The organism is Hominiventricola aquisgranensis (genome assembly GCF_040096225.1).
In the GTDB taxonomy this organism is placed as follows: domain Bacteria; phylum Bacillota; class Clostridia; order Lachnospirales; family Lachnospiraceae; genus Hominiventricola; species Hominiventricola aquisgranensis.
Window position 1 is genome coordinate 68,381 of record NZ_JBBMFC010000015.1, and the last position, 21,765, is coordinate 90,145.

Annotated in this window: 22 protein-coding genes and 2 pseudogenes; 5 read left to right on the forward strand and 19 right to left on the reverse strand. The window is 49.8% G+C overall.

Going from position 1 to position 21,765, the window contains the following annotated elements:
- Window positions 1-62: 62 nt before the first annotated feature.
- The 3 genes from WMO62_RS09690 to WMO62_RS09700 are packed head-to-tail and all read left to right on the forward strand — an operon-like array spanning window position 63 to window position 3,275.
- Window positions 63-941, forward strand: coding sequence for a hypothetical protein (locus WMO62_RS09690; protein WP_055145300.1), 879 nt, complete (start codon window positions 63-65; stop codon window positions 939-941).
- Between the two features lie 47 nt (window positions 942-988).
- Window positions 989-1,915 carry a hypothetical protein gene (locus tag WMO62_RS09695; protein ID WP_055145297.1) on the forward strand — a complete coding sequence of 309 codons (927 nt, stop codon included), beginning with the start codon at window positions 989-991 and terminating at the stop codon, window positions 1,913-1,915.
- Window positions 1,908-3,275 carry an ATP-binding protein gene (locus tag WMO62_RS09700; protein WP_055145294.1) on the forward strand — a complete coding sequence of 456 codons (1,368 nt, stop codon included), beginning with the start codon at window positions 1,908-1,910 and terminating at the stop codon, window positions 3,273-3,275. Before WMO62_RS09695 ends, WMO62_RS09700 begins: the two co-directional genes overlap by 8 nt.
- Before the next feature lie 60 nt (window positions 3,276-3,335).
- Here WMO62_RS09700 and WMO62_RS09705 read toward each other — a convergent pair whose 3' ends face one another.
- The 8 genes and pseudogenes from WMO62_RS09705 to WMO62_RS09735 all read right to left on the reverse strand — a co-directional run bounded on the left by WMO62_RS09705 (window position 3,336) and on the right by WMO62_RS09735 (window position 8,209).
- A complete protein-coding gene (locus WMO62_RS09705) occupies window positions 3,336-3,707 on the reverse strand; it encodes a TnpV protein (RefSeq protein ID WP_055145291.1) in 372 nt (123 codons plus the stop codon).
- Between the two features lie 143 nt (window positions 3,708-3,850).
- Window positions 3,851-3,946 (reverse strand): annotated as a pseudogene (locus WMO62_RS15910) (recombinase family protein); the annotation flags it as partial.
- A gap of 135 nt (window positions 3,947-4,081) precedes the next feature.
- Window positions 4,082-4,273, reverse strand: coding sequence for a transposon-encoded TnpW family protein (locus WMO62_RS09710; protein WP_118700283.1), 192 nt, complete (start codon window positions 4,271-4,273; stop codon window positions 4,082-4,084).
- A 12-nt stretch (window positions 4,274-4,285) separates the two neighbouring features.
- Complete coding sequence (locus WMO62_RS09715) at window positions 4,286-5,125, reverse strand: ATP-binding protein (protein WP_349144531.1); 840 nt, start codon at window positions 5,123-5,125, stop codon at window positions 4,286-4,288.
- Window positions 5,122-5,862 (reverse strand): phage replisome organizer N-terminal domain-containing protein, encoded by a 741-nt coding sequence (locus tag WMO62_RS09720; protein WP_349144532.1) that lies wholly within the window; start codon window positions 5,860-5,862, stop codon window positions 5,122-5,124. The genes WMO62_RS09715 and WMO62_RS09720 overlap by 4 nt, the downstream gene beginning before the upstream one ends.
- Complete coding sequence (locus WMO62_RS09725; RefSeq protein ID WP_349144542.1) at window positions 5,852-6,046, reverse strand: hypothetical protein; 195 nt, start codon at window positions 6,044-6,046, stop codon at window positions 5,852-5,854. Before WMO62_RS09725 ends, WMO62_RS09720 begins: the two co-directional genes overlap by 11 nt.
- Before the next feature lie 173 nt (window positions 6,047-6,219).
- Window positions 6,220-7,839, reverse strand: coding sequence for a relaxase/mobilization nuclease domain-containing protein (locus WMO62_RS09730; protein ID WP_349144533.1), 1,620 nt, complete (start codon window positions 7,837-7,839; stop codon window positions 6,220-6,222).
- A complete protein-coding gene (locus tag WMO62_RS09735) occupies window positions 7,811-8,209 on the reverse strand; it encodes a plasmid mobilization protein (protein ID WP_040647222.1) in 399 nt (132 codons plus the stop codon). The genes WMO62_RS09730 and WMO62_RS09735 overlap by 29 nt, the downstream gene beginning before the upstream one ends.
- A 43-nt stretch (window positions 8,210-8,252) precedes the next feature.
- On the opposite strand from WMO62_RS09735, the gene WMO62_RS09740 reads away from it, so the two are divergent.
- The gene (locus WMO62_RS09740; RefSeq protein ID WP_349144544.1) at window positions 8,253-8,624 is read left to right on the forward strand and encodes a hypothetical protein; all 372 of its coding nucleotides are present in this window, start codon (window positions 8,253-8,255) and stop codon (window positions 8,622-8,624) included.
- 4 nt (window positions 8,625-8,628) lie between these two features.
- On the opposite strand, the gene WMO62_RS09745 is transcribed toward WMO62_RS09740, so the two are convergent.
- The 10 genes from WMO62_RS09745 to WMO62_RS09790 all read right to left on the reverse strand — a co-directional run bounded on the left by WMO62_RS09745 (window position 8,629) and on the right by WMO62_RS09790 (window position 15,762).
- On the reverse strand, window positions 8,629-8,826 hold the full coding sequence (locus WMO62_RS09745) for a helix-turn-helix domain-containing protein (protein WP_005946132.1): 198 nt from the start codon (window positions 8,824-8,826) through the stop codon (window positions 8,629-8,631).
- On the reverse strand, window positions 8,804-9,262 hold the full coding sequence (locus WMO62_RS09750) for an RNA polymerase sigma factor (RefSeq protein WP_023921375.1): 459 nt from the start codon (window positions 9,260-9,262) through the stop codon (window positions 8,804-8,806). Before WMO62_RS09750 ends, WMO62_RS09745 begins: the two co-directional genes overlap by 23 nt.
- A 180-nt stretch (window positions 9,263-9,442) precedes the next feature.
- Window positions 9,443-10,681 (reverse strand): hypothetical protein, encoded by a 1,239-nt coding sequence (locus WMO62_RS09755; RefSeq protein WP_349144534.1) that lies wholly within the window; start codon window positions 10,679-10,681, stop codon window positions 9,443-9,445.
- Window positions 10,678-11,235, reverse strand: a complete 558-nt coding sequence (locus tag WMO62_RS09760) for an RNA polymerase sigma factor (RefSeq protein WP_435390477.1) — start codon at window positions 11,233-11,235, stop codon at window positions 10,678-10,680. Before WMO62_RS09760 ends, WMO62_RS09755 begins: the two co-directional genes overlap by 4 nt.
- Before the next feature lie 248 nt (window positions 11,236-11,483).
- The gene (locus WMO62_RS09765) at window positions 11,484-11,621 is read right to left on the reverse strand and encodes a Maff2 family mobile element protein (RefSeq protein ID WP_435390478.1); all 138 of its coding nucleotides are present in this window, start codon (window positions 11,619-11,621) and stop codon (window positions 11,484-11,486) included.
- Window positions 11,622-11,657: 36 nt separating this feature from the next.
- Window positions 11,658-13,415 (reverse strand): VirD4-like conjugal transfer protein, CD1115 family, encoded by a 1,758-nt coding sequence (locus tag WMO62_RS09770; protein WP_349144535.1) that lies wholly within the window; start codon window positions 13,413-13,415, stop codon window positions 11,658-11,660.
- Window positions 13,412-13,903 carry a PcfB family protein gene (locus tag WMO62_RS09775; protein ID WP_349144536.1) on the reverse strand — a complete coding sequence of 164 codons (492 nt, stop codon included), beginning with the start codon at window positions 13,901-13,903 and terminating at the stop codon, window positions 13,412-13,414. Before WMO62_RS09775 ends, WMO62_RS09770 begins: the two co-directional genes overlap by 4 nt.
- A complete protein-coding gene (locus WMO62_RS09780) occupies window positions 13,904-14,800 on the reverse strand; it encodes a DUF6017 domain-containing protein (RefSeq protein ID WP_349144537.1) in 897 nt (298 codons plus the stop codon).
- 170 nt (window positions 14,801-14,970) lie between these two features.
- Window positions 14,971-15,492 carry a DUF5720 family protein gene (locus tag WMO62_RS09785; protein WP_349144538.1) on the reverse strand — a complete coding sequence of 174 codons (522 nt, stop codon included), beginning with the start codon at window positions 15,490-15,492 and terminating at the stop codon, window positions 14,971-14,973.
- Between the two features lie 72 nt (window positions 15,493-15,564).
- The gene (locus WMO62_RS09790; protein ID WP_114000934.1) at window positions 15,565-15,762 is read right to left on the reverse strand and encodes a helix-turn-helix domain-containing protein; all 198 of its coding nucleotides are present in this window, start codon (window positions 15,760-15,762) and stop codon (window positions 15,565-15,567) included.
- Between the two features lie 1,186 nt (window positions 15,763-16,948).
- On the opposite strand from WMO62_RS09790, the gene WMO62_RS09795 reads away from it, so the two are divergent.
- Window positions 16,949-20,998, forward strand: a complete 4,050-nt coding sequence (locus WMO62_RS09795; RefSeq protein ID WP_349144539.1) for an InlB B-repeat-containing protein — start codon at window positions 16,949-16,951, stop codon at window positions 20,996-20,998.
- A gap of 28 nt (window positions 20,999-21,026) precedes the next feature.
- Here the strand turns inward: WMO62_RS09795 and WMO62_RS09800 are convergent.
- Window positions 21,027-21,685, reverse strand: a pseudogene (locus WMO62_RS09800) (transposase); the annotation flags it as partial.
- Window positions 21,686-21,765: the final 80 nt, after the last annotated feature.

The window sequence follows — 21,765 nt, forward strand, 5'->3', positions numbered from 1 at the left end:
ATCCGGGGTGTAAATCGGAACTGTTTTTGAAAGAAATTCAAAAAATTTTCGGAGGTGAGGTCATGACAGATGAAAATAGAACATTTCTCCTGTTCCCGGATGACGGTGATGACCTAACCGAATGGGATGAAGCCTCCGATCTGACGATACAAAACGAGCAGTTAGAGGAAATCCTCTCCGAAGAACGAGCCTTAGAGCTGGAAAGAGAGCTGGAGCAGGACGAAAACCCAAGGGACTACACCGTAGAACTGGAGGACGAAGAGGAAGAAGCTGCTCCTGTCAGCGAAAAACGCTTAAAGCGCCAGATACGGGCAGAGGCGTTGGCACGGCTGGAGGATGCTGCAAGAACAGAGGACGACTTTCGATACGTTGTCAGCGAATGGGACAGGTTGGATCGGAATCGGGAACGACGGGAGCGTGACCATGAAAATCTCCGGGGAGATGTTCCGTTAGAATACATGGCAGTTCCCAATCCGAAGATGATTCCGCTGTATTTGAATCTGCCACGATACCGCCAGCTTGCCAGCGGCAATTTTCTGGATATCATTTTTTCTTGCCCCTATGAACTGCATGAGTTGGTTGCAAGCTCATTTATTTCTGAGCTGATACGCAGCCTTACCATTGATCAGAAGGAAGTGCTGTATTACCTGTCCATCCGGCAGTACAGCACCATACAGGTGGGTATGATACGGGGACAGACAGACCGAAACATTAGAAAGCTCCGAAAGAATATCCACAAGAAGCTGCAAAGAGCGGTTTATGATTACCTTTTGGAAAAACAGAACGACTGTGGAAGCCTAACGCTGCGGGAACGGCAGTTCTTAGAGGAATATGGGCTTTTGCTGAAAGCCTATGGCAAGGACGCCGTTATCCTCCGGGAGAACAAATCAAAGCCGAGGAAAAAGAAAGCTGCCCTTGGCAGCAGCAAGGACAGCGAATGATCTGATTGAATTTGATAAGCAGATGACCGAAAGGAAGGATTTGCGTTATGAATACATTTTTTGAGCAATCCCGTTCCCATTGGGTGCGGTATGAACGCTATGAAATCAAAACAGGCAAGGACGGGAAGAAATACATCACCCCGGCAAAGGATGCCAGGCCGGATGTCTATAACCCACTCAAGGAAGCCCCGGACATTGTGCTGGATGCTCTGAATGTGGGGATGCTGATGATGAACGGCAAGAAAAGCTCTGAGCCAGAGGTAGAAAAGGCAATCTTGGAATTTATTACCCACTATGGGCTGCTGGGCCTGATGACGGCCCTGCCCACCACGCCGTCCTTTATGGATTATGAGGCGGTATATCTGCCAAAGAACCATTTTATCAAGGAAGAAACGATGGAGACGGAGAAGTATCTGTCCCTGTTTTACCCCTTTGATAAGCTGGATGTGGTCAAGAACGGTGTGGAATCCAGTTGGAATGTGTCCAGCGACCGGGCAATGATTGCACTGACCATGACCTTTATGGACGAGCCGATGGCAAAGACCATGAGCTTCCAGCGGGCGTATGCAGAGCCTTACGATTGGGTGGCACAGCAACTCAAGGATTGGGCATTTAATATGCTGACCTCTTTCTTCTATTATAATGACTATGATTCCATGGAGGAAGAAAGCCGGAATATGCTGCGTAAGTCTATGGCTGCATTTGGCGGCATTGCACCCACCTATCATATAGAGCTGTTGGATAGGCCAACGATCTATTGGGATTTCCATTCCCTGCTGTTGGGGATTCAGATGATGTTCAGCTTCATGCTGGTGGACAGCACAAAGCCGTTGCGGATGTGCAAGCAGTGTCAGAAAGTGTTCCTGAGTAACCGGGCTAACTCCGCTTTTTGCAGTGCAAGGTGTAAAAATCAGTATAATGTTTATAAGAGCCGGGGAAAGAATAAATCAGAGGATGGTGATAATAATGCCTGAAAATCAGAACATAGAATGGAAAGCTAAGTGGAAGGATGACTATCTGGAATGGATTTGCGGCTTCGCCAATGCACAGGGCGGCAAGATTTATATTGGCTGTGACGATGATGGAAAAGTTATCGGCCTGCCCAATATCCGCAAGCTGCTGGAGGATGTTCCAAACAAAATCCGAAATGCCATGAGCATCGTGGTGGATGTCAATCAGCTGGAGCGTGACGGGAAAGAATATCTGGAAATCGTTGTTCCACCATATCCCGTTGCCATAAACTGCAAAGGTGTCTATTATTATAGAAGCGGCAGCACCATGCAGACCCTTTCTGGCCCAGAACTGGAGAGCTTCATTCTACGCAAACGTGGTGCTTCGTGGGATAATATGCCCTTGCCGGGATTTACGTTGGATGATATTGATGATGAGTTGGTCAAGAGATTCAAGACCCTTGCCGCCAAGAAGGGCCGGATCGACCAAAGCGTTTTAGACGAGGACAAAGCGGATTTAATGGAAAAGCTGCGTCTGACCAATGCCGGGTATTATACCAACGCAGCGATGCTGCTGTTCTGCAAAGACCCTGACCGCTGGCAGCTGGGCGCATACACAAAAATCGGCTTTTTCGAGAATGATGCCGATCTCCGTTATCAGGATGAAATTCACGGCTCCTTGTTGGAACAGATTGACAAGATCATTGAAGTCATCCATCTGAAATATATGAAAGCGAAAATCACTTACGAAGGGATGCAGCGCATTGAGCGTTATTTTGTTCCCGACGCTGCCCTGCGTGAAGCCCTTCTTAACGCTCTATGCCACAAGCAATATGAAAGCGGCGTTCCGATTCAGATCAGCGTGTATGAGGATAAGCTGTATATCGCTAACTGTGGTAGGCTTCCAGACAACTGGACGGCAGACAGCCTGATGTCCAAACACGCATCCCGCCCTTACAACACGGCGATTGCGAATGTGTATTATTTGGCCGGCTTCATCGAGAGCTGGGGACGTGGTATTGAGAAAATCTGTCAGGCTTGCAAGGAAGATGGAAGCCCGCTTCCTGCGTACACCGTGCATCCCGGCGATATTATGATTCAGTTTACAGCGTCAGAGGATCGGGTTATTCGATCTGCCACCTACAAGGTGACAGAAAAGGTAACAGAAAAGGTAACAGAAAAGGTAACAGAAACCTTGGATGAAAAATCCATGCAAATTCTGGCCCTGATTTCCGAAGATCCTGCATACACATCTACCACCATAGCAGATAAGCTATCTATCAGCAGAAAAACAGTTTCTCAGCGTCTGAAGGAGCTGAAGGAAAAAGGAATCATCGAGCGCATCGGGTCTGACCGAAAAGGCTACTGGAATATAAAGAGCTAAGTGATACAGAATTAGCCCCACACCAGCGTTCATTCATGCTGATGCGGGGCTAACATGTGTTTAGCAATATACAAGCTCCGTCAGAACAATTTCCTCTGCACGGTTATGAATGTTGTTCATGCGCCGTACCCATTCCATTTGATCGGTAGCTTTAAGTGCCTCGGTCACACCTTCCAGTCGTGCCATAGCTTCGCACATGATCTCCATACGCTGATTGCAGGATTTGTCTATCTCTGCAAGATGTTCATGCAGGGTGCAGCTTGTTAGGTAGTGTGCATAAAGGACGGGACGATGCTCTTTCAAGTAGCGGCGGCGCATACGGCCATACTTACCGATCTGATATTCCTCGGTCTCCGGCAGCGCAAGGTCGGGGATATAGTAATCGCCAACCTTCGTATATGTGCCGCCCATTTCTTCAAAAATAGACTTCATTTTCATGCTCCCTTCGTGCTAAAATGTCAGCAGTTATGCGGATTTTTTTCCTTTCCCACAACTGCCAGACCAATTCACCACAAATGAGCCGCCAGTCATGTAATAGTATTAGGCGGTAGAAACCACCCTCTACATATTACATCCTGGTTGGAAATGGAATTACTTTCGCCTTGCAGCTCGTCCTCATGGGATAGTCTTGGATAAAGGGCAGTGATTTTCTGGGTGGTCTGTCTTAACATAAAATCCTCCGTTTCCGACAGCCAGCCCCACTATTCCGTATTTTGATTATACCACATGGGGCGGCTGTCTGTATAGCGGCTTCTGCTTCTTTACCGCCCGGTAAAATGACGATTTTTTCTGTGCGGCTTGTAGCGTTAAGGCGAAAGCTGGGCTTTGTGTCCTGCGGCGGCTTCCGCCTCCAGCACTTTCATCATCTTATCGGCTGCGGTGTCGGTGGTATCTTTCTTGAAAAAGCCGGAAACGACAAGGACGGTGTTGCCCATGCGGATCTCTGTCACGCAGTCCGGGCAGCGTTCCGGGGTGGTGTTCTGCTTGTTCTCTGCCATAGGCAACTCCTTTCATTTCATCAATTCTTTCAGCCTGTTCAGCTTGGCTTGCGCCGTTTCACGGCGGAAGTTCTCGCCCGTAAAAAGGATAGGGGCGCACATTTCCAAAAGGCGGTCATAAATCCGGGCGTGGGCGGTGTCCAGCGGATTTTGCAGGCTGTCCAATGTCAGATTGGTGGTAACGATTAAGGGCTTGCGGCTGCGGTAGCGGCTGTCAATCACATTGTAGACCTGTTCTAAACCGTACTCTGTGCCGCGCTCCATTCCAAAATCATCAATGATAAGCAGAGGAAAACGGCAAAGACGCTCGATATACTCGTTGCGCCCCTCAAAGCTGGCGGTCAGGTCATTCAAAATCGCAGAAAAATTCGTCATGCGGACAGCGACTTCCTGCTCCATGAGGGCATTAGCGATACACCCGGCAAAATAGCTTTTTCCTGTGCCGACCTTACCCCATAGCAGATAGCCGATATTTTCCTCGCGCATGGTTTCCCAATGCTCCACATAGAAGTGTGCAATCTCCATTTGCGGGCATTTCCCGTTGTCATTGGTGAAAGTCCATTCCTGCATGGTGGGATTGGTAAATCCCCGGCGTTTCAAGTCCTCTACGGTATCAAGGTGCTTTCTGCGCTGTTCGGCGGCTTCACGCTCCAAACGCTGGGCTTTCTGGCAGTCACATTCTGCCGGGTGGCGGTCACGCCCAAACAGGGCGGCTTGCTTTTCCGGGAAGTAGGCTTCTTTCGGTGTGTGGCACTTGCCGCAGTAAAGCAGCCCGTCCTCGCCCGTGTAGTCCTCCGGCTGCGGGGTATCAGCCGCCATATTCAAAACTCGTTCCGTAAACAGATTACTCATAAGCTCTCGCCCTCCTTGCAGGTGTATTCGGGTATGCCCTGTTTAGGGGCAGCCTTTGCGGTATCGTCTGCCGCCCATCTGCGGATAGTGGCGGCGTGGTTTTTATATTTCTTGCCCGTGGACGCAATATAGCCGGAAAGCCGCTCAATGTAGTACGTCCATTTTTCGGGCAGCTCCGTTTGCAGCTCGGAAAGCTCCGTATCGGTCAGAAATACATTCTCATATCTGCCGTAGCTGCGGGCAGGGGCTTGTCCCTTTAACTCTCCCTCTTTTTCTAACTCTATATCTATCTCTTTCTTTATCTCTATCTCTGGTGGACGAATGTCGGACAAATGTCCGCCATTTGTCCACGGCGGCAAAAGTGCCTTGTTTTCAAGCCTTGCGGCGCGTTTCCGTTCCGCTTCGGTAGAGGATTGACCAATCATTAACTCAATGTCGGTCATATAGAGCAACCCGCAGTCAAGCTGCTCCACAAGCCCTAACTGCTGGAAGATGGCTAATGCCCGTTCCACCGTCCCGATTTGGTGACGGGTCAGCGTGGCTATCATCTGGGCGGTATAGGGGATATGCTCGTCAAGCTGCAATCTGCCGCCATTTTTCAGCGACTTTAAGTACAGCTTCAAGAGGATATTGGAATACAAAATCCCGTCTTTCATGTCCTCCAACAGCACAATGGAATCGCTGTCAAAGAAGTTTTCTTTCAGTTTGAGGTAGTAATATTTTCGGTTATCTGCCATTGGCGGTGTCCTCCCTGTGTCTCCATCTCTTAGAGAAATACCGGGGGCAGAGGACGATAATCGCCCGGAAGCTCTGCTTGCAGCCGTGTGTGCAGCCCCGGCAAAGGTCATTGTAGGTGATACGGTTTCGGTGGTTGAGGAAAAAGCTCCATTCCAACCGCCGCTTTTTGCTCATGCGCGGCATTTCTCGCTCCTTTCTGCCGTTTCCGCTGGTATAAGCGGATAGGTCGGTAAAAATGTAGTTTCTCGGTATCATTTTCGGGGATTTCCTGCGCTGTACGCCCCATTTCAAAGGTGGGCAGTATTGCGGATAGGGTGCAGGGCATATCCCCGTTTTGGTATCGTTTGGGGCGGTTTTTAACGCGCCTGTTCGTGCTTTTTCTGCCTGTCTTTCTCGTCTTGCAGGATTTGGGAAAGGTTGCTTTTCACGGTATGCAGCTCCTTGACACGGGCTTTTTTCTCCCGGTATTCGTTGTAGTGGGCGTTCTTTTCGGCGGTAAGCAGCTCGATTTCCGCTTGCAGGGCTTTATGGCTTGGCAGCTTGGAAACGCCATGCGCCCGGAAATAACGGGTGGCTGCGTCCGCTATGATAAAATCGCTTTCGTGCCGTTCCCGGTAGGTGCTGCGGGCTTTCTCCGTTTTCTGCGCTTTCAGACCGTCACGGGCAGGCTTGGTCTTGGCATAGGCAAGCACCTGTGTCTGAAGCTCCTTTTTCTCCCGGATAGCAGCGTCCAGGGCTTTCAGCTTGGCGGTGCTGTCCTGTAAATCCGCATTGGCGAATACAAGGGCTGCGTCCAGTTCCTCCGGCGAATAGCCGTACTGCCCGTAGGCGGCAACGGTAGCCGCCATTTGTTTCAGATTGTGGATTGCCGCCCAGCGGTCATAGCCCACGCCTTTTCCCTCGGCTCGCTTTGCCGCCCGGTCAACCATGCGCTGAATACCGTCCTTTTCCGGTGTGGTTTGGACAGCTTTTTTGCTCTCCAAACGCTCCTTTATGCTGCGGGGGTATTCGGGTATGGCTGCGGTCTGCTCGGTGGCTCTGTGGGCGTTCTGTTCCAAAAGGGCAAGAACGGCGGCGCGGTCAAAATCATCGCCCAGCTTGCGGGCGGTAATGGGCTTTGTCCTGTCCGGCGTGAGGTAGGATAGCCGCCCTCGGCTCTCATTGACAGTCACGCCCTGTTGCAAGAGAACGGCGGCGAACTCGCCATAGCTTGCGGCAGAGGACAGCGCGGTGCGTATGGCCTGCCGCAATTTTTCCTTGTCTGTTTCAAACTTCGTGGGCTTGGCTGGCTGCTCCTCGGCTGGCAAGGCGGCAGCTTCCTTGTCCAGCTTTGCCTGCCCTTTCCGCTGCGCCCAATACTCACGCTCGGTAATGCGGTTTTTGCTGCCATGCAAAAGGTCGATTTGATAGAGATTTTCCCGGTGGCACAGCTCCATGACTTCGGCTTTGAAGTATTCCATCGCCGCGTCTGTGCAGCGGTGTTTGCACCCGGCGCGGGTGTCTGCCGGTCTGTCCATGTAAGGCAGGAACGGAACTTCCTCTATCCGCAGAGAATTGATAACGATATGCACATGGATATTGCCGCTGTGGTTGTGTCCGTCCGGGTGGGTGCAGACAATGGCTTGGTGTCCGGGAAACTGCTTCCGGCAAAATTCCTCGCCCAACGCCTGCGCCCGGTCTACGGTCAAACCGTTGTCCACCGCGTCCCGTGGGTCAAAGCTGATAATGTAGTGGTGGCTTTTTACATCTTCCCGCTTCTGGTTCTTCCCATAGCGGAGATTGGAGCGCATACAGGCAACGGCAAAATCCTCGTCGCCGCAGTTCAGCGTGGCTATTCGATAGTCCTCCCTGAGCATGAGCCGCCCGTTTTCATCAAGGGTGGGCTTCATGGTAAACTCGTCATGTTCAAAGGTGAGGTACTGCTCGGCTACACCATAGTCCGCATTTTTAGAGCTGATATGTTTGAATGTTGCCAACAGCGTCACCTACCTTTCGCAGGACTTCAAACTTCAAGGCAGCAAGGTCAGAAATGGCGGCGCGGACTTCAACGGACAGGGCGTTGTATGGTGTGCCGTACTCGTTGAGGGCGCGGGCAATCTGATTGAGGTTGCCACCGATTTTTCCGTATTCGGCGGTCAGCCTGCCAACGGCGGACAACAGTTCATCATTGACCGGGGAAACGGTAACGATGGGGCGAATGGTCGCCCGTGTAATGGCTTGCCGGATAAATTCGGCTTGGCTCATGTCATAGTGTTTCAGTCGCTCGGTAAAGTCGGCGTATTCTTCCTCGGTCATGCGGGTTTTGACCACATGGCAGCGGTGGGGCGTGTTGTATTTTTTCTTCAAGCGTTGACCTCCTTTCTCGCCCGACAGGGCGCATGAGCAGGGTTTGGGGAAGGCACTCCCCAACAAGATTTACCAAAGGGGGCAAAACCGCAGATATGCGGATTTTGGCACCGTGGTAGAATCTTGCTCTAAAAAACTACCGCTTTCCTCGGCGGCTCTGGTTTGCGGATATACTGGCTTGCTCCACCAATATAGCGATTGCGGCGGCGTGTTCTGCCCGCTGTTCACCACTACAACGGTGAAAAGGGGGCGTTTTGGCAAACGCAGCGAAAATTTTTTTATTTTCCCTGTCTGCTCCCTACAACAATCTGGCGGTATGGTTTGCCAAAGATTTTTGAAAATGGGCGCAAAAAAAGCAGCAAACCTTTTTCAAGATTTACTGCTTATGTGCCGATGTGATGGGCGGCGGTATTAAATTGTCAGCGGTCAAAGCGGAACTTCAACAGGCTTTCTATCAGTTGCCTGACGATATGCTCCTGCATATCCGTGTTAATCTGTCCGTCCATTTTCGCACAAGAGCGGATATATCCGGCATAATGGGATAGGACGGCGGCAACAGCTTCCGGGTCGCCCTCGCTTGCCTTAACGATTGTCTCATAGGGAAGTAGCTGGCTCATAGGACAAACCCTCCAACTCTGCCCGTAGCCGCCGTAAAATCATCTGAATACGCCGCCCGGTTGTGTTGCCAGCCCGTCCATATCTCCGTCCAATCTCCCTATGCGTCAATCGTTGGAAGTAGTACAAGAAAATGATTTCCTGTTCCATCTGTGATAGTGCGGACAGGGCTGCGGCAAGCTCTGGACTTTCCAAAAGCACCATCTGACCACAGACGAAAAGCGGATAGCTGGTCATGCCGGATTGCTCCGCAAAGTATTTATCTGTGGTACTGAATGGATAGTGTTTTTCTTCTATCAGATACTCAAGCGAGATTTCCCGCTTGCGGCGGCTCCGTATGCTCCGGGCTGCGTCTATGGCAGCGTGGCGAATAACAGTCTTGCAAAAGGCATCGTGTGTATGCCGGATATGTTCTTGATACTTTTCGTGTTCGGTCATGGAAAATCCCCCTTTCTGAATAATGGCAGAGGGCGGCAGCATCTTGTGCTGTCGCCCTCTTGATTACCGAACAGCAAAGACGGGCGGGGCTGTCAACGGCGGCGCGTCTGCGCCGTTCATCTCGACCGTTGACAGGCTCGGCTGGGTTTGCTATTTGTTTAGGATTGTTTTGAACAGGAATTAGTAACCCTCATTAACTACTTCCCAACTGTTATTTACTAACTGTAAAATGATCGTTCGATCAGGCTCCTGCACGATGCCGCCTTTGCTCACGCAGACGGAAAAAGAAATTTCATTTTCTGTCTGGCTCTTTAATTCCAAAGAAACAACTTCAAAGACTGTATTCTCATAATAGGCTCTGGCTGCTTCATCTGCTATTTTCAACTCATCATTGGGTGCTGCTTCTGTAATAGAAATTAAATTGCCAATCGGGGGAGTCGATTCTTGAAAAATGTCCGAGCAGACTATTTGTACCCGCGTACCAATTTTTAATTCCCAATCTTTTTGTTCCTCTGTCAATTCAAACAGCACTTTATCATAGCTTAGTCCTGAATTTTCCTCGACATCAACAAGAATAATGGGAACTAAACTTTCAATCACATTGTCAATGATTGTTCCTGTGAAAGTAATACTATTTGGAATGACAATTTGCTCTGGTTCATTCGGATCTGCTTCTTTGTAATTATCCTCTATAACAGGTGCGGCACCGATTGCTTCGCTATCGGGACGATTTATAAACGTATCTTCTTCGCTGATTTGGTAATCATCAAAGGACGCAAAGAATCTACCGTCGTCTAACAGAGAGATTGTAATTGCCTTTGTTGTAGTTTTTCCGTTTTCAAATGTAATCTCCATGACGATAATATCATTCCGCATTTCCTCCGGCAAAGCTGCAATCGTACTGTCCTCATTGTCAGTCAGTTCCCGAATTGTGGCATTGGGAACCCAGTCAATCAGGAGATAATAGTATTCGCTTTCGTCCTCTCCATAGGAAACCGTAAAGTTTTGAGCCAGGCCAAATTCGTCACGCTTTTCCGTCCAGTCCATAAAATTGATCTGCTGGTTTTTGCAGGAAAAACGGACAGTAGAAATGTCTTTCCCAGAAAGATAGAACATCAGCGGATGCCCTGTCATTTCGCCGCTGTCGCTGATCGTACCTGTGTTGATGACTGCACCGGCCTGCGTAATTTCCTCGTCTGTCCCATGTGCATAGGCAGTTACAACCATACCGCCAAAGGGAGAGAAAATACGAATGCCTCCAGCGAGTATGCACAGCGCGAGAACAGCCGCGATCATTGATCTGCCAAAAGGCTTCTTGAAAAAGCTGACCTTTTTTTCTGCGGCCATATAACTTGCCGCCTCTTGGATGTGCCGGGTGCTGATATTCCCAACACCATCGGAAATATCCTTTCGTGTCATAGGATGTACCCCTCTTTCTTCAAATAGTTTTTCAATCTTTCCCGTGTTCTGGAAAGGCGAACAGATACATTGTTTTTGCTCATGTGCAATCGTTCTGCTATCTCTGAAATCGAATCGGAGTACCAGTATCGCCGTACAAAAATTACCCGGTTCTCCTGATCCAGCGTATCAAGGAACTGATCAAGAGTAGCAGAAAGCTCCTTGGCTGTCAGCTTGTCCTCGACAGTTTCAGAAGAAGCAAGACAGTCCTCCAATTCATCCAATGCAACATCGTAAAAGCTGTTTCGTTTGATCGCTGTATTGGCGTGGTACTTCATAATCGCCAGATTGCGAACGATTCTACAGATATAGGTCAATAGCGGGTTTGGGTTTTGAGGCGGTATCGTATTCCATGCACCCAAATAAGCGTCGTTGACACATTCTTCTGCGTCATGCGAATTGTTCAAAATATTCTTTGCAACCTTGCTGCAAACAGCCCCGTATTTTGTTGATAGCTCCATGATTGCCTGCTCCGAGCGCGCATAGAACAAATCAATAATTTTGCTATCGTCCAATTACATCACCGTCCTTTCCTGCCTCACCCATGTACTATGGATTCGGCTGAAAATCTTACAGAAAAAGAGAAAATTTCTCGAAAAATATTTTTGATAGGCAAAGCGGCGAATTGGCGATTTCCACGCCAGTTCGCCGCTGCTCAAATCATATTTAGTATAGCATACGGCTGTGAGCATTTCTACCAAACCCTTTTGCTCGGAATAGCGATAGGGCGGCTGTCTTTGTCTGTTTTGTTGGTGCTTCTCTATCATACATGAGCATTGGAAGCAGGGTTGTCCTGGCCGTAACCTTCCAGAAGGTTGATAACGCCCCAGATACCAAGACCTGCGCCCAGGGCCACTACGAGAGTCTGCAAAACACCAACTGCGCTGTTGAAAAATTCCATAAAATAATCCTCCTAAAAAATGTTTTTGATTTTGGGTTAAGTTGTTGCGTCAATCTCGTACACATCGAAGGTGTCCGTGGGTTTTACCACGGCACGCTGCTTCTTCATGTACCGTTCCATGTCAAAGACATTTTTAGGGTCGGCGTCGGCCGTGTATCTGTAATTCGGGTGCCGGGTGAGGTCGTACTTGTCCGAAAGGAACGGGCGCACGCCCCGCAGCATGAAGATACACTTGCCGCCGTCCATCACTGCCAATTCGTCCTGGGTCATCAACTCCTTTCCTAATTTTTGATAACTGAGGCCGTGGGAAACCTGGCTGCCCCGGTTTTCGGACTGGTTATAGAGATCAATCGTCTCTTTTCCCAGCAGCTCCGAAATTTCCTTGAGCGTGGATTTCTCCTTGCCTCCCAAAAACAAGGTGCTGTCACAGTTACCGACAATGGTATCTGCCGCATCCTTGTAGATGGTCTTTAACTGGCTCTGCGACTGCAAAATAATAGAAGCCGATATCTCACGGCTTCGGATGGTGGCAATCAGCTTATCGAAGTTCGGTATCTGGCCGATGTTGGCAAACTCGTCCAGGATCAGACGGACATGAACGGGCAGTCGCCCGCCATAGAAGTCATCCGCCTTGTCGCAGAGCAGATTGAAAAGCTGACTATACATGAGGGCGGCCACGAAATTGAAAGTGCTGTCCGTATCCGAAAGGATCACAAACAGCGCCGTCTTTTGGTCGCCCAAGGTATCCAGTTCCAGTTCGTCATATTCCATCAGGTCCCGCAGCTCCTTGATGTCGAAGGGAGCAAGCCGGGCACCGCAGGAAATGAGAATGGATTTTAAGGTCTTGCCGGCAGCCATCTTGAATTTGCGGTACTGCTTGACAGCAAAGTGGTCCGGCTCCCGTTCCTCCAACTGAGAAAAAAGCAGGTCCACCGGGCTTTGATAGGTTTCGTCGTCCTCTCTGGCTTCACTGGCATTGATAAGGTCCAGAAGTGTGATGAAGTTCTTTTCTTCCTCCGTGGCTTCGTACCAGATGTAGCCGATCAGTGCGGAATAATAGAGGCGTTCCGCTTTGACCCAGAAATCTTCCGAAGATTTTTCGCCTTCTCCCTTCGTGTTCATAATCAGGGCGTTCACCAGCTTTAAAATATCTTTCTCTGACCGAATGTAGGCCAGTGGGTTGTATTTCATGGATTTTCGGAAGTTTATCAGGTTGAGGCACTTGATACGGTATTTCTTCCGTTCCAGGAAAGTGCCGATCTCCGGCAGCAAGGTCCCTTTCGGATCGGTGCAGACATAGGACGAATGGGCTTGCAGCAGAGACGGCTTGCAGAAGAACCGCGTCTTGCCGCTGCCGGAACCGCCGATCACCAGAATGTTTTTGTTTCTGGCATACTTCGGCTGCTTTGGACGGCTCGCCATCGTGATCCGCTCCGTCTGCGTCATAGGGATGTTCTGGAAAAAGTCCTTGTCCATGTAGGGAGCGATATCTACCGCCGTACCCCAACGAGCAGAACCATACTCGATTCCGTGGCGGTATTTCTTAGCGTTTTTGCCTTTCAGGTAGACCGCCATGCGAAGGACCACCGCACCGGCTATGCCGATCAGCAGGTCCGTGGGATGGAAACTGAGCCACGGGGAGGAAAGCGCTGCCGTGAAGCCGTCCCCAATGGAGAGCAGCTTGCCGGAGAGGTCAGAACCGGGCGCAAGCCGGAAAGCCTGTGCCAGCTTATCGAAGGGATACACAAACAGAAGATACGGAAGGTTCAGCAAAAACAGTTTTTTCACGGTCATCTCTGCACGCTCCGATCTTTGACCTTTACTTTCTCCCGGTCAATGGTACGGTGTTCCGTTTTCTCTGCCGCCTGTTCCTTCGCCTGGGTCAGCCGATCCCGGATGGAGGGCTTTTCCTCCCGACTCATTTTGCGGCTGGCAAACTCCTGAAACGCCGCTGTGATGGCATCCGCATCCCGGCTTTTGAAAAAGACCAGGTAACGGGGCTGCTCTGCGGCGGTGTCCTTTTTCAAGGCAAAATCCACATGGTATTTCTTCGCCACGTGGGAGAAAGCCTTGATATTCTTGTTGCTGATCTCGATATTGGCAAGACCGGCGTTCTGGCTGGCAAGCTGTTTAAGGCTCTGCCTGCCGCGGTAGATTTTGGGCTTCTGGTTTTTCTGGATTTCCTCCAGAAATTTTTTGACGGTCTTTTCAAAGACCTGCTCGCTTAGCTTGGCTCCGTCAACAATGAGCGTCACGGCACCTCGCGTTACTTCCTCCTGCATTTAGCCTTGCCCCCTTTGCCCGTCCCCGTACATATCGTGCTGCACCAGGGAAGAATAGTAGCTGTTGATGGTGGTCGGGGCGTTATACAGCGCCGCCAGAAGATATTTCTTGATATTGCGGACATAGGTGGTATTGTCCTTCATGCAGTCCATAACATACTGAACATGGGAACTGTCCAGCTTCATAAACCGGGACTTTACCACCTCTGCCGGATAATCATCTCCGGCAATGCGGATGACTTTGCGGGCAGAACATACGGTATCCACGATCAGGTCAACGATCTCGTCAAGCTGCTCACGGTCGATATGGCTGTCCTGCACCAGATAGCTGTACTCGATGTTGTCCAAAATCACTTCACGATAACATTCTCTGGCTCCCATCCGATCCGTTCCCATCCTTGCCCCTGCGGGGGTAGGGGGATTTGATGGGATAGGATTTGATATCTCCGTACTTGATAAATCAGTCTTTGTTTGATTAGTATTTAATTGTGCGGGGTTTTCCGTACACGGTTCCGCCGTATCCGGGACACCCATATCCGGGTTTTCCGTATATGGCTTTGCCGTACCCGGTAAAGGCGTACCTGGGCTTGACGGCGGCTCGCACTGAGGCATTTCGTAAATGACATACTCGGTATCCGTGATCTTGCCTTTTTCGTCCCGAAGCTGGGTGCGCCGGATATACCCGTGGTTTTCCAGCTCCTTCAATGCCGCCCCGATGCTGTCCACACCTTCCCGGCAGATCGCCGCAAGACCTCTGGTGGTGTAATTCCACTCGTCAGGGAGCGACAACATCATGGACAGCAGCCCCTTGGATTTCAGGGTCAGCGTCCGATCTTTCAAGTGATGGTTCGACATGACCGTATAATCACGGGTCTTTTCAATACGAAAAACAGCCATCTTCGCACCTCCTTTCTGTGAAAATAAAAAGTGTTGATTTTGAGTGGTTTATCCGGCTGTATGCCTCCGTAGCCTCCCGCATGGGAAAACATCCACGTCCTGTCCAGAACGCAAGCCACAGAGGAAGAAACAGAAGATTTTCCGCTGATTTTGATACATTTTGGGGGCGGCTACCTCTCACGGTCTTTATGGTCATAGTGGAGATCGCCGGAAAGCACCTTCGCATGATTGCGGATTTTGATGTGCCCCTTTTCCTGATTCTCCAAAGCCTTGCTGTATCCGGCGTCAGTCAGGAACAGGCGCATTTTCTCACCCTTCCAGCCAACAGGCGAGTCATGGGTAAGAACATCAAAGACGATCATGTGTCTGGTTGCCGGGTCGAAACGCTCCAAAGCCATAATGTCATGGCCGGATAACTTCTGCGCCCCGGATCGTTGCCTGGCTTCTGCCAGCATTTCCCCGATGGTGCGGGCTTTCTCCGGCAGACGGTATCCGGTCTGCACCTTGCGGATCAAATCCATGCACTCCTGATCCGACAGGGGGCGGAGCTTGTCCAGAAGGCCTTCCGCCGTTTCTTTCGTTGCCGGGTTCGGCGCATAGCGCCATGTCATGTAAATCTCATTCAGGGCAGCGTTCTGATTGGTACTTTCAATCTGAAACACCATCCTCATTTCTGCTTCTGTCAGTTTCATCTCCAGCCTCCTTCAAAATGGGTATAAAAAAACGCCATAGGTTTTTTGAGCCTACGGCGTTTCTTGCGATATTCACAATTCCAAACTTTCCAGCCACTCGTCAAAAGATTTCTTGGAAACGCGGATTGCATTTCCTATGCGGACGATCCTGAACTCCTCCTGCTTGACGAGCTGATATGCGGTTGTGCGGCCGATGTTGAGCATGGCTGCAATCTGTTCTACGGTGTATGTGCGCGGTTCCGGCAGTGACTTTTTCTCTTTCTTGTCCATAGTAACCTCCATGTATTTGCCTTGTCATTTTGACTAAGGGAGTGAAGAATGGCAGTAGCAATCGGCTTTGGCTGGGTGTCCTCTTGCTAAGAATTTGCTAATAGGACCACCCAACGGACACATAAAACTGCGTCAGAATAGGTGTTTTGCACCATAAAGTTCGTTTACTACAAGTCATTCTGCGTAAGGGATGATATTGGAAGTTACATCCGAACCGTGTATCACATGGTAAGCCATACTCCTAAGCGTGGGGTCGGAGGTTCAAATCCTCTTATGGACGCCAGTGAACAACGCCGAAAGCCTTTGTTTTCAAGGGTTTTCGGCTTTTCTTATATAAAAAGCTGCGAAAAATCTCTTTCACTGTATGAGATAAAATTCTACTCCAAAATTTGATTTTTGACAACCCCTCCAGAATCGAACGGTTGTTATAAGACAAAATCGCCAGCTAATTTTTAGCAGAAAACGGGCTGTTCTTGCTAATGAAAATGCCCTTCCTGCTAATCAGCCCCAAAATCGTGCCAAAAATCCAGCTAATCAAAAAAGGCGGATGTTTTGAGTACCATGCAGTTATAGCAGATAAAATTAAATATCGTTATGTACATAGAGCGTCTATTTGCCCCGCATTAGGGATGGATAGGCGCTCTTTTTTTATGCCCAAAACCATGGGCAAATACAAGAGATTGGAGGTGTTTCATTTGAGCAAGCCTGTTTATACCGCAGACAAGCCGAGCGATTGCCATTATTGCTACTACTGGACGAATGGCAGAAAGGGCTGCCGTCTGGGTAGAAATAATTGCTACTACTTAATCTCTTTGCCACCGAAACCCAAGTCGGAATGTGATGGCTGTCCCTATGGGCGAGATCACCCGTGCATTGGTTGGTGTACGAAGAAGGTTATGCGTGAAGTGGGGCTTCGTTGATATGGATGCGTATGAACAGGAATACCGCTTCTGCTTTTTTGCCCGATAGACTCTCGTCGATTTTGTGAAATAGCCGTTGCAAACGGTATACTGCAATGCTATAATTTCAACGTAAAATTAGTGGATATTCAGACGTTATGCAATAAAGTACAACAGAACGCAAATTATGTGGTATTCTCTGCATTTTACGTCTTGTTTTTTGTTAATATGCGCTGTTCATCAGTGCTTTGACTGGTTGATAGCGTTAAATAGGAGGAGAAATCAATATGAAAAAACGAATCCTATCAGGGTTGTTAGTAGCGGCAATGCTACTCGCATCATTGCCAACAGCCGCATTTGCGGCGGATGATACGAATGTTGAAGCACCTGACACCGGTGAAACCCAAACGATCCTACCTCAATCAGAGGAGGATGCGGAGCAGTCGACTGTCACCGCGCCAAGCTATGAAGTATCATTGCCAACAGCCGCATTTGCGGCGGATGATACGAATGCTGAAGCACCTGACACCGGTGAAACCCAAACGATCCTACCTAAATCAGAGGAGAATGCGGAGCAGTCGACTGTCACCGCGCCAAGCTATGAAGTATCATTGCCAACAGCCGCATTTGCGGCGGATGATACGAATGCTGAAGCACCTGACACCGGTGAAACCCAAACGATCCTACCTCAATCAGAGGAGGATGCGGAGCAGTCGACTGTCACCGCGCCAAGCTATGAAGTATCTACTACAGCTGAACTCAGCACCGTATTGACAAACATTGCGGCAAGCACCGAGGATGAAGCGACCATTGTGCTGAAAGCGGACATAACGCTTTCCAACGACGCTACAAGCGGATATATTTCATTTGGTGCGAATGGCAAGCATATTACTGTGAAAAGCGACGAGGGAGAAATGAAGAAGCTCTCCTTTCCTTCTTATGGTGTTCTGACCGGTGACTGCACCTTTGATAATGTCAATGTGACCGGCAGCAGACTGTTCTGTAACGGTTACCGGACGATTTTCACCGAAAACGGTCAGATCCATTTGAACGAAACGCTCTACGGCGGCGGCTACCAAACAACAGTAGCCAGCACCTATGTGGTGATTGCGGCAAGCGGTTATATCAACCCGACTTCTTATAGCGGTCTGCACGATGTGATCGGCGGCTCCTATCAAGGCTCCGTTGAGGGCGATACCTATTTGGAAATCACGGGCGATATTCAAATGCAGGGCGGCAACCACCTGAACCCCGGCTGTATGAAGGGCGACGGAACCAGCGGCGACGGCGCGGGTGTGTCAAATGTCTATGTTGGCGGCAATGCTACGCTGATTTATGACAACAAAAGTAGTACCGCGTTTCCTGCAATTGAAGGCACATACGGCTGCGAAATGAAGGGGGATGTCACTCTGGATGTTCGTGCAGGCTGTGTAGCGGGCATTGTCGGTACGGAGGCGCCGCTGGAGGAATCCATCATTCGCGGTAATTTGCATATCATTGCAGGTAATCCTGCTTATGAGAATACCAATCGGATTCTGCGGTTAGGTTCCAACTGGCCGATTGTCGGCGCAGGCAATAGCTATGCTCTCTATCCAGGCGTTGAGGGCAATTATACGGTAGACGGCAACATTACGATCGACACCTATGAAAATGCATGGGCATGGGACAAAGGAACGACACCCGACTCGTATGATCTGCCGGAAATCTACGGAGCCTTGCGCGGTAACGTAGGCGGCAATATTACGATCAACGCCCACGGCTCTCATGTACAGAACATTTTCGGTGCAAGCGATTCGGTTGTTCAGGGTTCAGTTACGGTCAATGCAACCGATGTTGAACTGAAAAATAGTGAGTATAATACTGAATACGACGAGGGATATATTTTCGGTCTGTGGGAAAGAGGCGTCCCGGCTACTGCCAACGGTCCTGTAACTGTAACGGTAAACGGCGGTGATGTGGGCCTTGTGATGGCTACCGATCAAGAAACTGTACCGGCGGGGTCTTCCATTAATGTCACCGGAAAGCCGAAAATCCGCACCGGTATCCGCGGAACGCAGGCAAGCTCCTACTCGACCGAATTCCCGGTTGCCAATGTGTATGCCTGTGAGGCCACTATTCCATTCATTAAAATGATGTCCCAGGTCAACATCACCAACAATTCCAATGTAACTGCCCACATTATGAGCAGCAATGCGGGTCTGATGGTAGAGGAAGGCAGCAGCCTGACAACGGATAACGGTCAGGTCTGGATTTGGGGCGATACTGTCATTAACGGCACCTGGGAGCAGCTGCACAGCCAGACCGCCAATTACAACGATATTTTTGTCAACGGCGCAACGCAGATTGGCTCCAACGGCCACCTGATCAATCACGGCACAAGCAACCTGAAGGGTGCTGTGACCAACGATGGTGTAATGGCGCTGATGGGATCGGCTTATTTGCAGAATGATTACACCGCCACCAACGGCGAACTGCGGCTGCCGACAATCGCACCCGGTGCAAACTACGATACCGGTACGATTCCTGTACAAATCAAGGGCCTTTCCACCGGTACCACCACGGTCAACACGGTGGACCCCGCTGACTGGCAGACTCTGAAAAAGCCTGCACTTGGTGACAACTACATTCTTTCCAAGAAAAACACCGATTCCCCCGCACAGAATGTGTTTGTATTGGGCAATGCCGATGCCGTGGGAGACGGCTGGTTCCTCAAGCGCATGGCCGATGCCGATGGCTCGAACGATTACTATATGTGGCAGGTGGCAAGCGGTATCCGCGTTATCTTCGATAAGAACGGCGGCGACACCGAAGCCTCTCCGCGTATTATGTCGCAGGAGAAGGTTGCAGGCAGTGCAAACCATTTTGACCTGCCGACGACCAATCCGACCCGTACCGGCTACCTGTTCAATGGCTGGAACACCAAGGCGGACGGTACAGGCGATGCCTTTACCGCTACGACCGATGTCAAAAATAATATGACGGTTTACGCCCAGTGGAAGCCGGATGAAGCGTATGCCGCCGTTAAAATCGCACCGATGAACCTGACGGTTTATGTCGGCGGTGACGGCTATCACGGCGTGATCGGTCAAGATGGCAAGTTTGCTGCGAATGATCTGCCGGAGATCGGTTTCTATATCACTCTGCCGGACGATATTAACACAATGCTCGGCGGTACAGACGAAACCCCGGTTGATTTGAGCGGCAAACTACGACTGACCTCTGACGACGACAACGGTACAATGCGCAGCTGGAGTCTGGAGCTGTACAGCGATGAAAGCAAGAGCCATGTTAGGGAGAACGGACGTCGGGTCTATATCTACAAGCTCCGCCAGATCGACGACGGCGAGGAGAACGTCCCCCGCGTACAGTTCACCCGTGCGGACGGCTCGGTCATGGCTGACTCGAAGTTTCAGGCGCTGCTCACCGACCAGTTCCGCAACTACAAGATCAGCGTGTATCAGGGTCTGCTGGATGAACAGATATACAAGGCGACTTTAACCGCGGATGGCCAGACCTTCACCCTTCCAATCAAGCTGGGCACTGGCACGCTGAAGGTCCGCGGCAACAATGATATGACTTATCGTGCTATCGAGAACAACACGCTTCCAAGCGTTAATCCGCAGGAAAAGGATATCATGCTTGTCAGCACTGCACAGACAGACACGCAGTATTATATCAATAACAGCGGTATCAGCGCATCCTCTGACGGTGTAAAACTGATGGTCGATCACAGTCTGGATGATGCACTTTTAAGTGCGTACATCAATCGAACCTCCAACACCGAAGGCAAGTATTCATATCAGTTCCGCTATCTCGATCTGGTTGATACCTCAGACGGCAATATCTACGTTACCATGGGTGCTGGTCAGAAAATGAACCTGTACTGGCCGGTCCCCAGCGATGCAAAGTCAAACTCTGAGTTCCATATCATCCACTTTAAGGGCATCGACCGCGACAGTGACGCTGATGTGAATGAACTTTTGACCACTCGTATTCCGGAGAAACTGACATGTGAAACGGTTACAATCGGCGGACAGAAATTCGTTAAGTTCGCAGTTGACTCCTTCTCTCCGTTCGCACTGCTATATGAAAAGGATACGTCTACGCCAACTCAACCGTCCGGCGGCGGAGGCATCAGCGACGGTAAAACCGCTGTGGCAGCCTTTACCAACACCAAGGATAGCGATGCACCGGAGCAGCCGGTCAATCCGCCCAAGACGGGAGATACCATGAACCTGGGATTGTGGATTTCCTTGATGGGACTTTCTCTGGCAGGATTGTTTATATCCCTGGTTGTTGTGAAAAAGAACAGCTATCACGGCAAACGGACGAAATAAGCCAAAGCAGGCTGGGATATTCCCAGCCTCAGACTGTAGACAAAACGCTTTTGGTCAGCACTCCAGAAGCGTTTTTCTTGTTTTCGGTTCAAAAAGTGTGTACTTGATCAATAATAAACACTTTTGGGCTCCCCTTTTTCCCTTCCTGGCTATCATCTTTGCCAGTTTTTTCAGATTCATGCAGGCAAACGTAAGCCCGACTTTCATTTCCATCCGGGCTTTTCCTATCATCTGTGTATAGCGGAATCCGTGGTTTTCTTTTGCTGTTCCGAAGAGGCGCTCTACGGTCTCTTTCCGTTGCGCATACACTTCCTTCATCCCAATCGTATGCCGGATATCATCACACTTTTCCATGTACGGCTCCCAGATATGCCGGGTCACTACCTTCACATGATCCCTGCTTTCTGTGCACTGCTTCAGATATGGACATCCTTCACAGACGATTCCGCAGCTCTTGTATTCCCGGTATCCGGAACGGTTCGTCGTATGATAAGCCAGCACCTGATCATTCGGGCATACATAGCAGTCAAAATATTCATCATACACATACTCGGCTTTTTTGAAAAAACCATCTTTGGTCATGGGGCGTTTATACAGTAGAAGAGGTGTGATACCATCATCCAGAAGTAACTTTGCTATCGCTGGTGTTTTGTATCCTGCATCGGCTACCAGTGTCTGAATGCCAATGTCTGATGTTGTATAAATAAAGTTGACACCTTATTCTCAAGGAATTCATGTATAATAAAAGAGAATAAGGAGGAACTCTC

Excerpts from the sequence above, each read along its gene's own strand:
- WMO62_RS09710 (WP_118700283.1), bottom strand. The coding sequence starts at position 4,273 with ATGGCAGAGAACAAGCAGAACACCACCCCGGAACGCTGCCCGGACTGC.
- WMO62_RS09745 (WP_005946132.1), bottom strand. The coding sequence starts at position 8,826 with ATGAGCCAGCTACTTCCCTATGAGACAATCGTTAAGGCAAGCGAGGGC.
- WMO62_RS09770 (WP_349144535.1), bottom strand. The coding sequence starts at position 13,415 with ATGACCGTGAAAAAACTGTTTTTGCTGAACCTTCCGTATCTTCTGTTT.
- WMO62_RS09795 (WP_349144539.1), top strand. The coding sequence starts at position 16,949 with ATGAAAAAACGAATCCTATCAGGGTTGTTAGTAGCGGCAATGCTACTC.
- WMO62_RS09695 (WP_055145297.1), top strand. The coding sequence starts at position 989 with ATGAATACATTTTTTGAGCAATCCCGTTCCCATTGGGTGCGGTATGAA.
- WMO62_RS09690 (WP_055145300.1), top strand. The coding sequence starts at position 63 with ATGACAGATGAAAATAGAACATTTCTCCTGTTCCCGGATGACGGTGAT.
- WMO62_RS09765 (WP_435390478.1), bottom strand. The coding sequence starts at position 11,621 with ATGGAATTTTTCAACAGCGCAGTTGGTGTTTTGCAGACTCTCGTAGTG.
- WMO62_RS09720 (WP_349144532.1), bottom strand. The coding sequence starts at position 5,862 with ATGGCAGATAACCGAAAATATTACTACCTCAAACTGAAAGAAAACTTC.
- WMO62_RS09750 (WP_023921375.1), bottom strand. The coding sequence starts at position 9,262 with ATGACCGAACACGAAAAGTATCAAGAACATATCCGGCATACACACGAT.
- WMO62_RS09705 (WP_055145291.1), bottom strand. The coding sequence starts at position 3,707 with ATGAAGTCTATTTTTGAAGAAATGGGCGGCACATATACGAAGGTTGGC.
- WMO62_RS09775 (WP_349144536.1), bottom strand. The coding sequence starts at position 13,903 with ATGCAGGAGGAAGTAACGCGAGGTGCCGTGACGCTCATTGTTGACGGA.
- WMO62_RS09755 (WP_349144534.1), bottom strand. The coding sequence starts at position 10,681 with ATGACACGAAAGGATATTTCCGATGGTGTTGGGAATATCAGCACCCGG.
- WMO62_RS09780 (WP_349144537.1), bottom strand. The coding sequence starts at position 14,800 with ATGGCTGTTTTTCGTATTGAAAAGACCCGTGATTATACGGTCATGTCG.
- WMO62_RS09785 (WP_349144538.1), bottom strand. The coding sequence starts at position 15,492 with ATGAAACTGACAGAAGCAGAAATGAGGATGGTGTTTCAGATTGAAAGT.
- WMO62_RS09790 (WP_114000934.1), bottom strand. The coding sequence starts at position 15,762 with ATGGACAAGAAAGAGAAAAAGTCACTGCCGGAACCGCGCACATACACC.
- WMO62_RS09725 (WP_349144542.1), bottom strand. The coding sequence starts at position 6,046 with ATGCCGCGCATGAGCAAAAAGCGGCGGTTGGAATGGAGCTTTTTCCTC.
- WMO62_RS09700 (WP_055145294.1), top strand. The coding sequence starts at position 1,908 with ATGCCTGAAAATCAGAACATAGAATGGAAAGCTAAGTGGAAGGATGAC.
- WMO62_RS09715 (WP_349144531.1), bottom strand. The coding sequence starts at position 5,125 with ATGAGTAATCTGTTTACGGAACGAGTTTTGAATATGGCGGCTGATACC.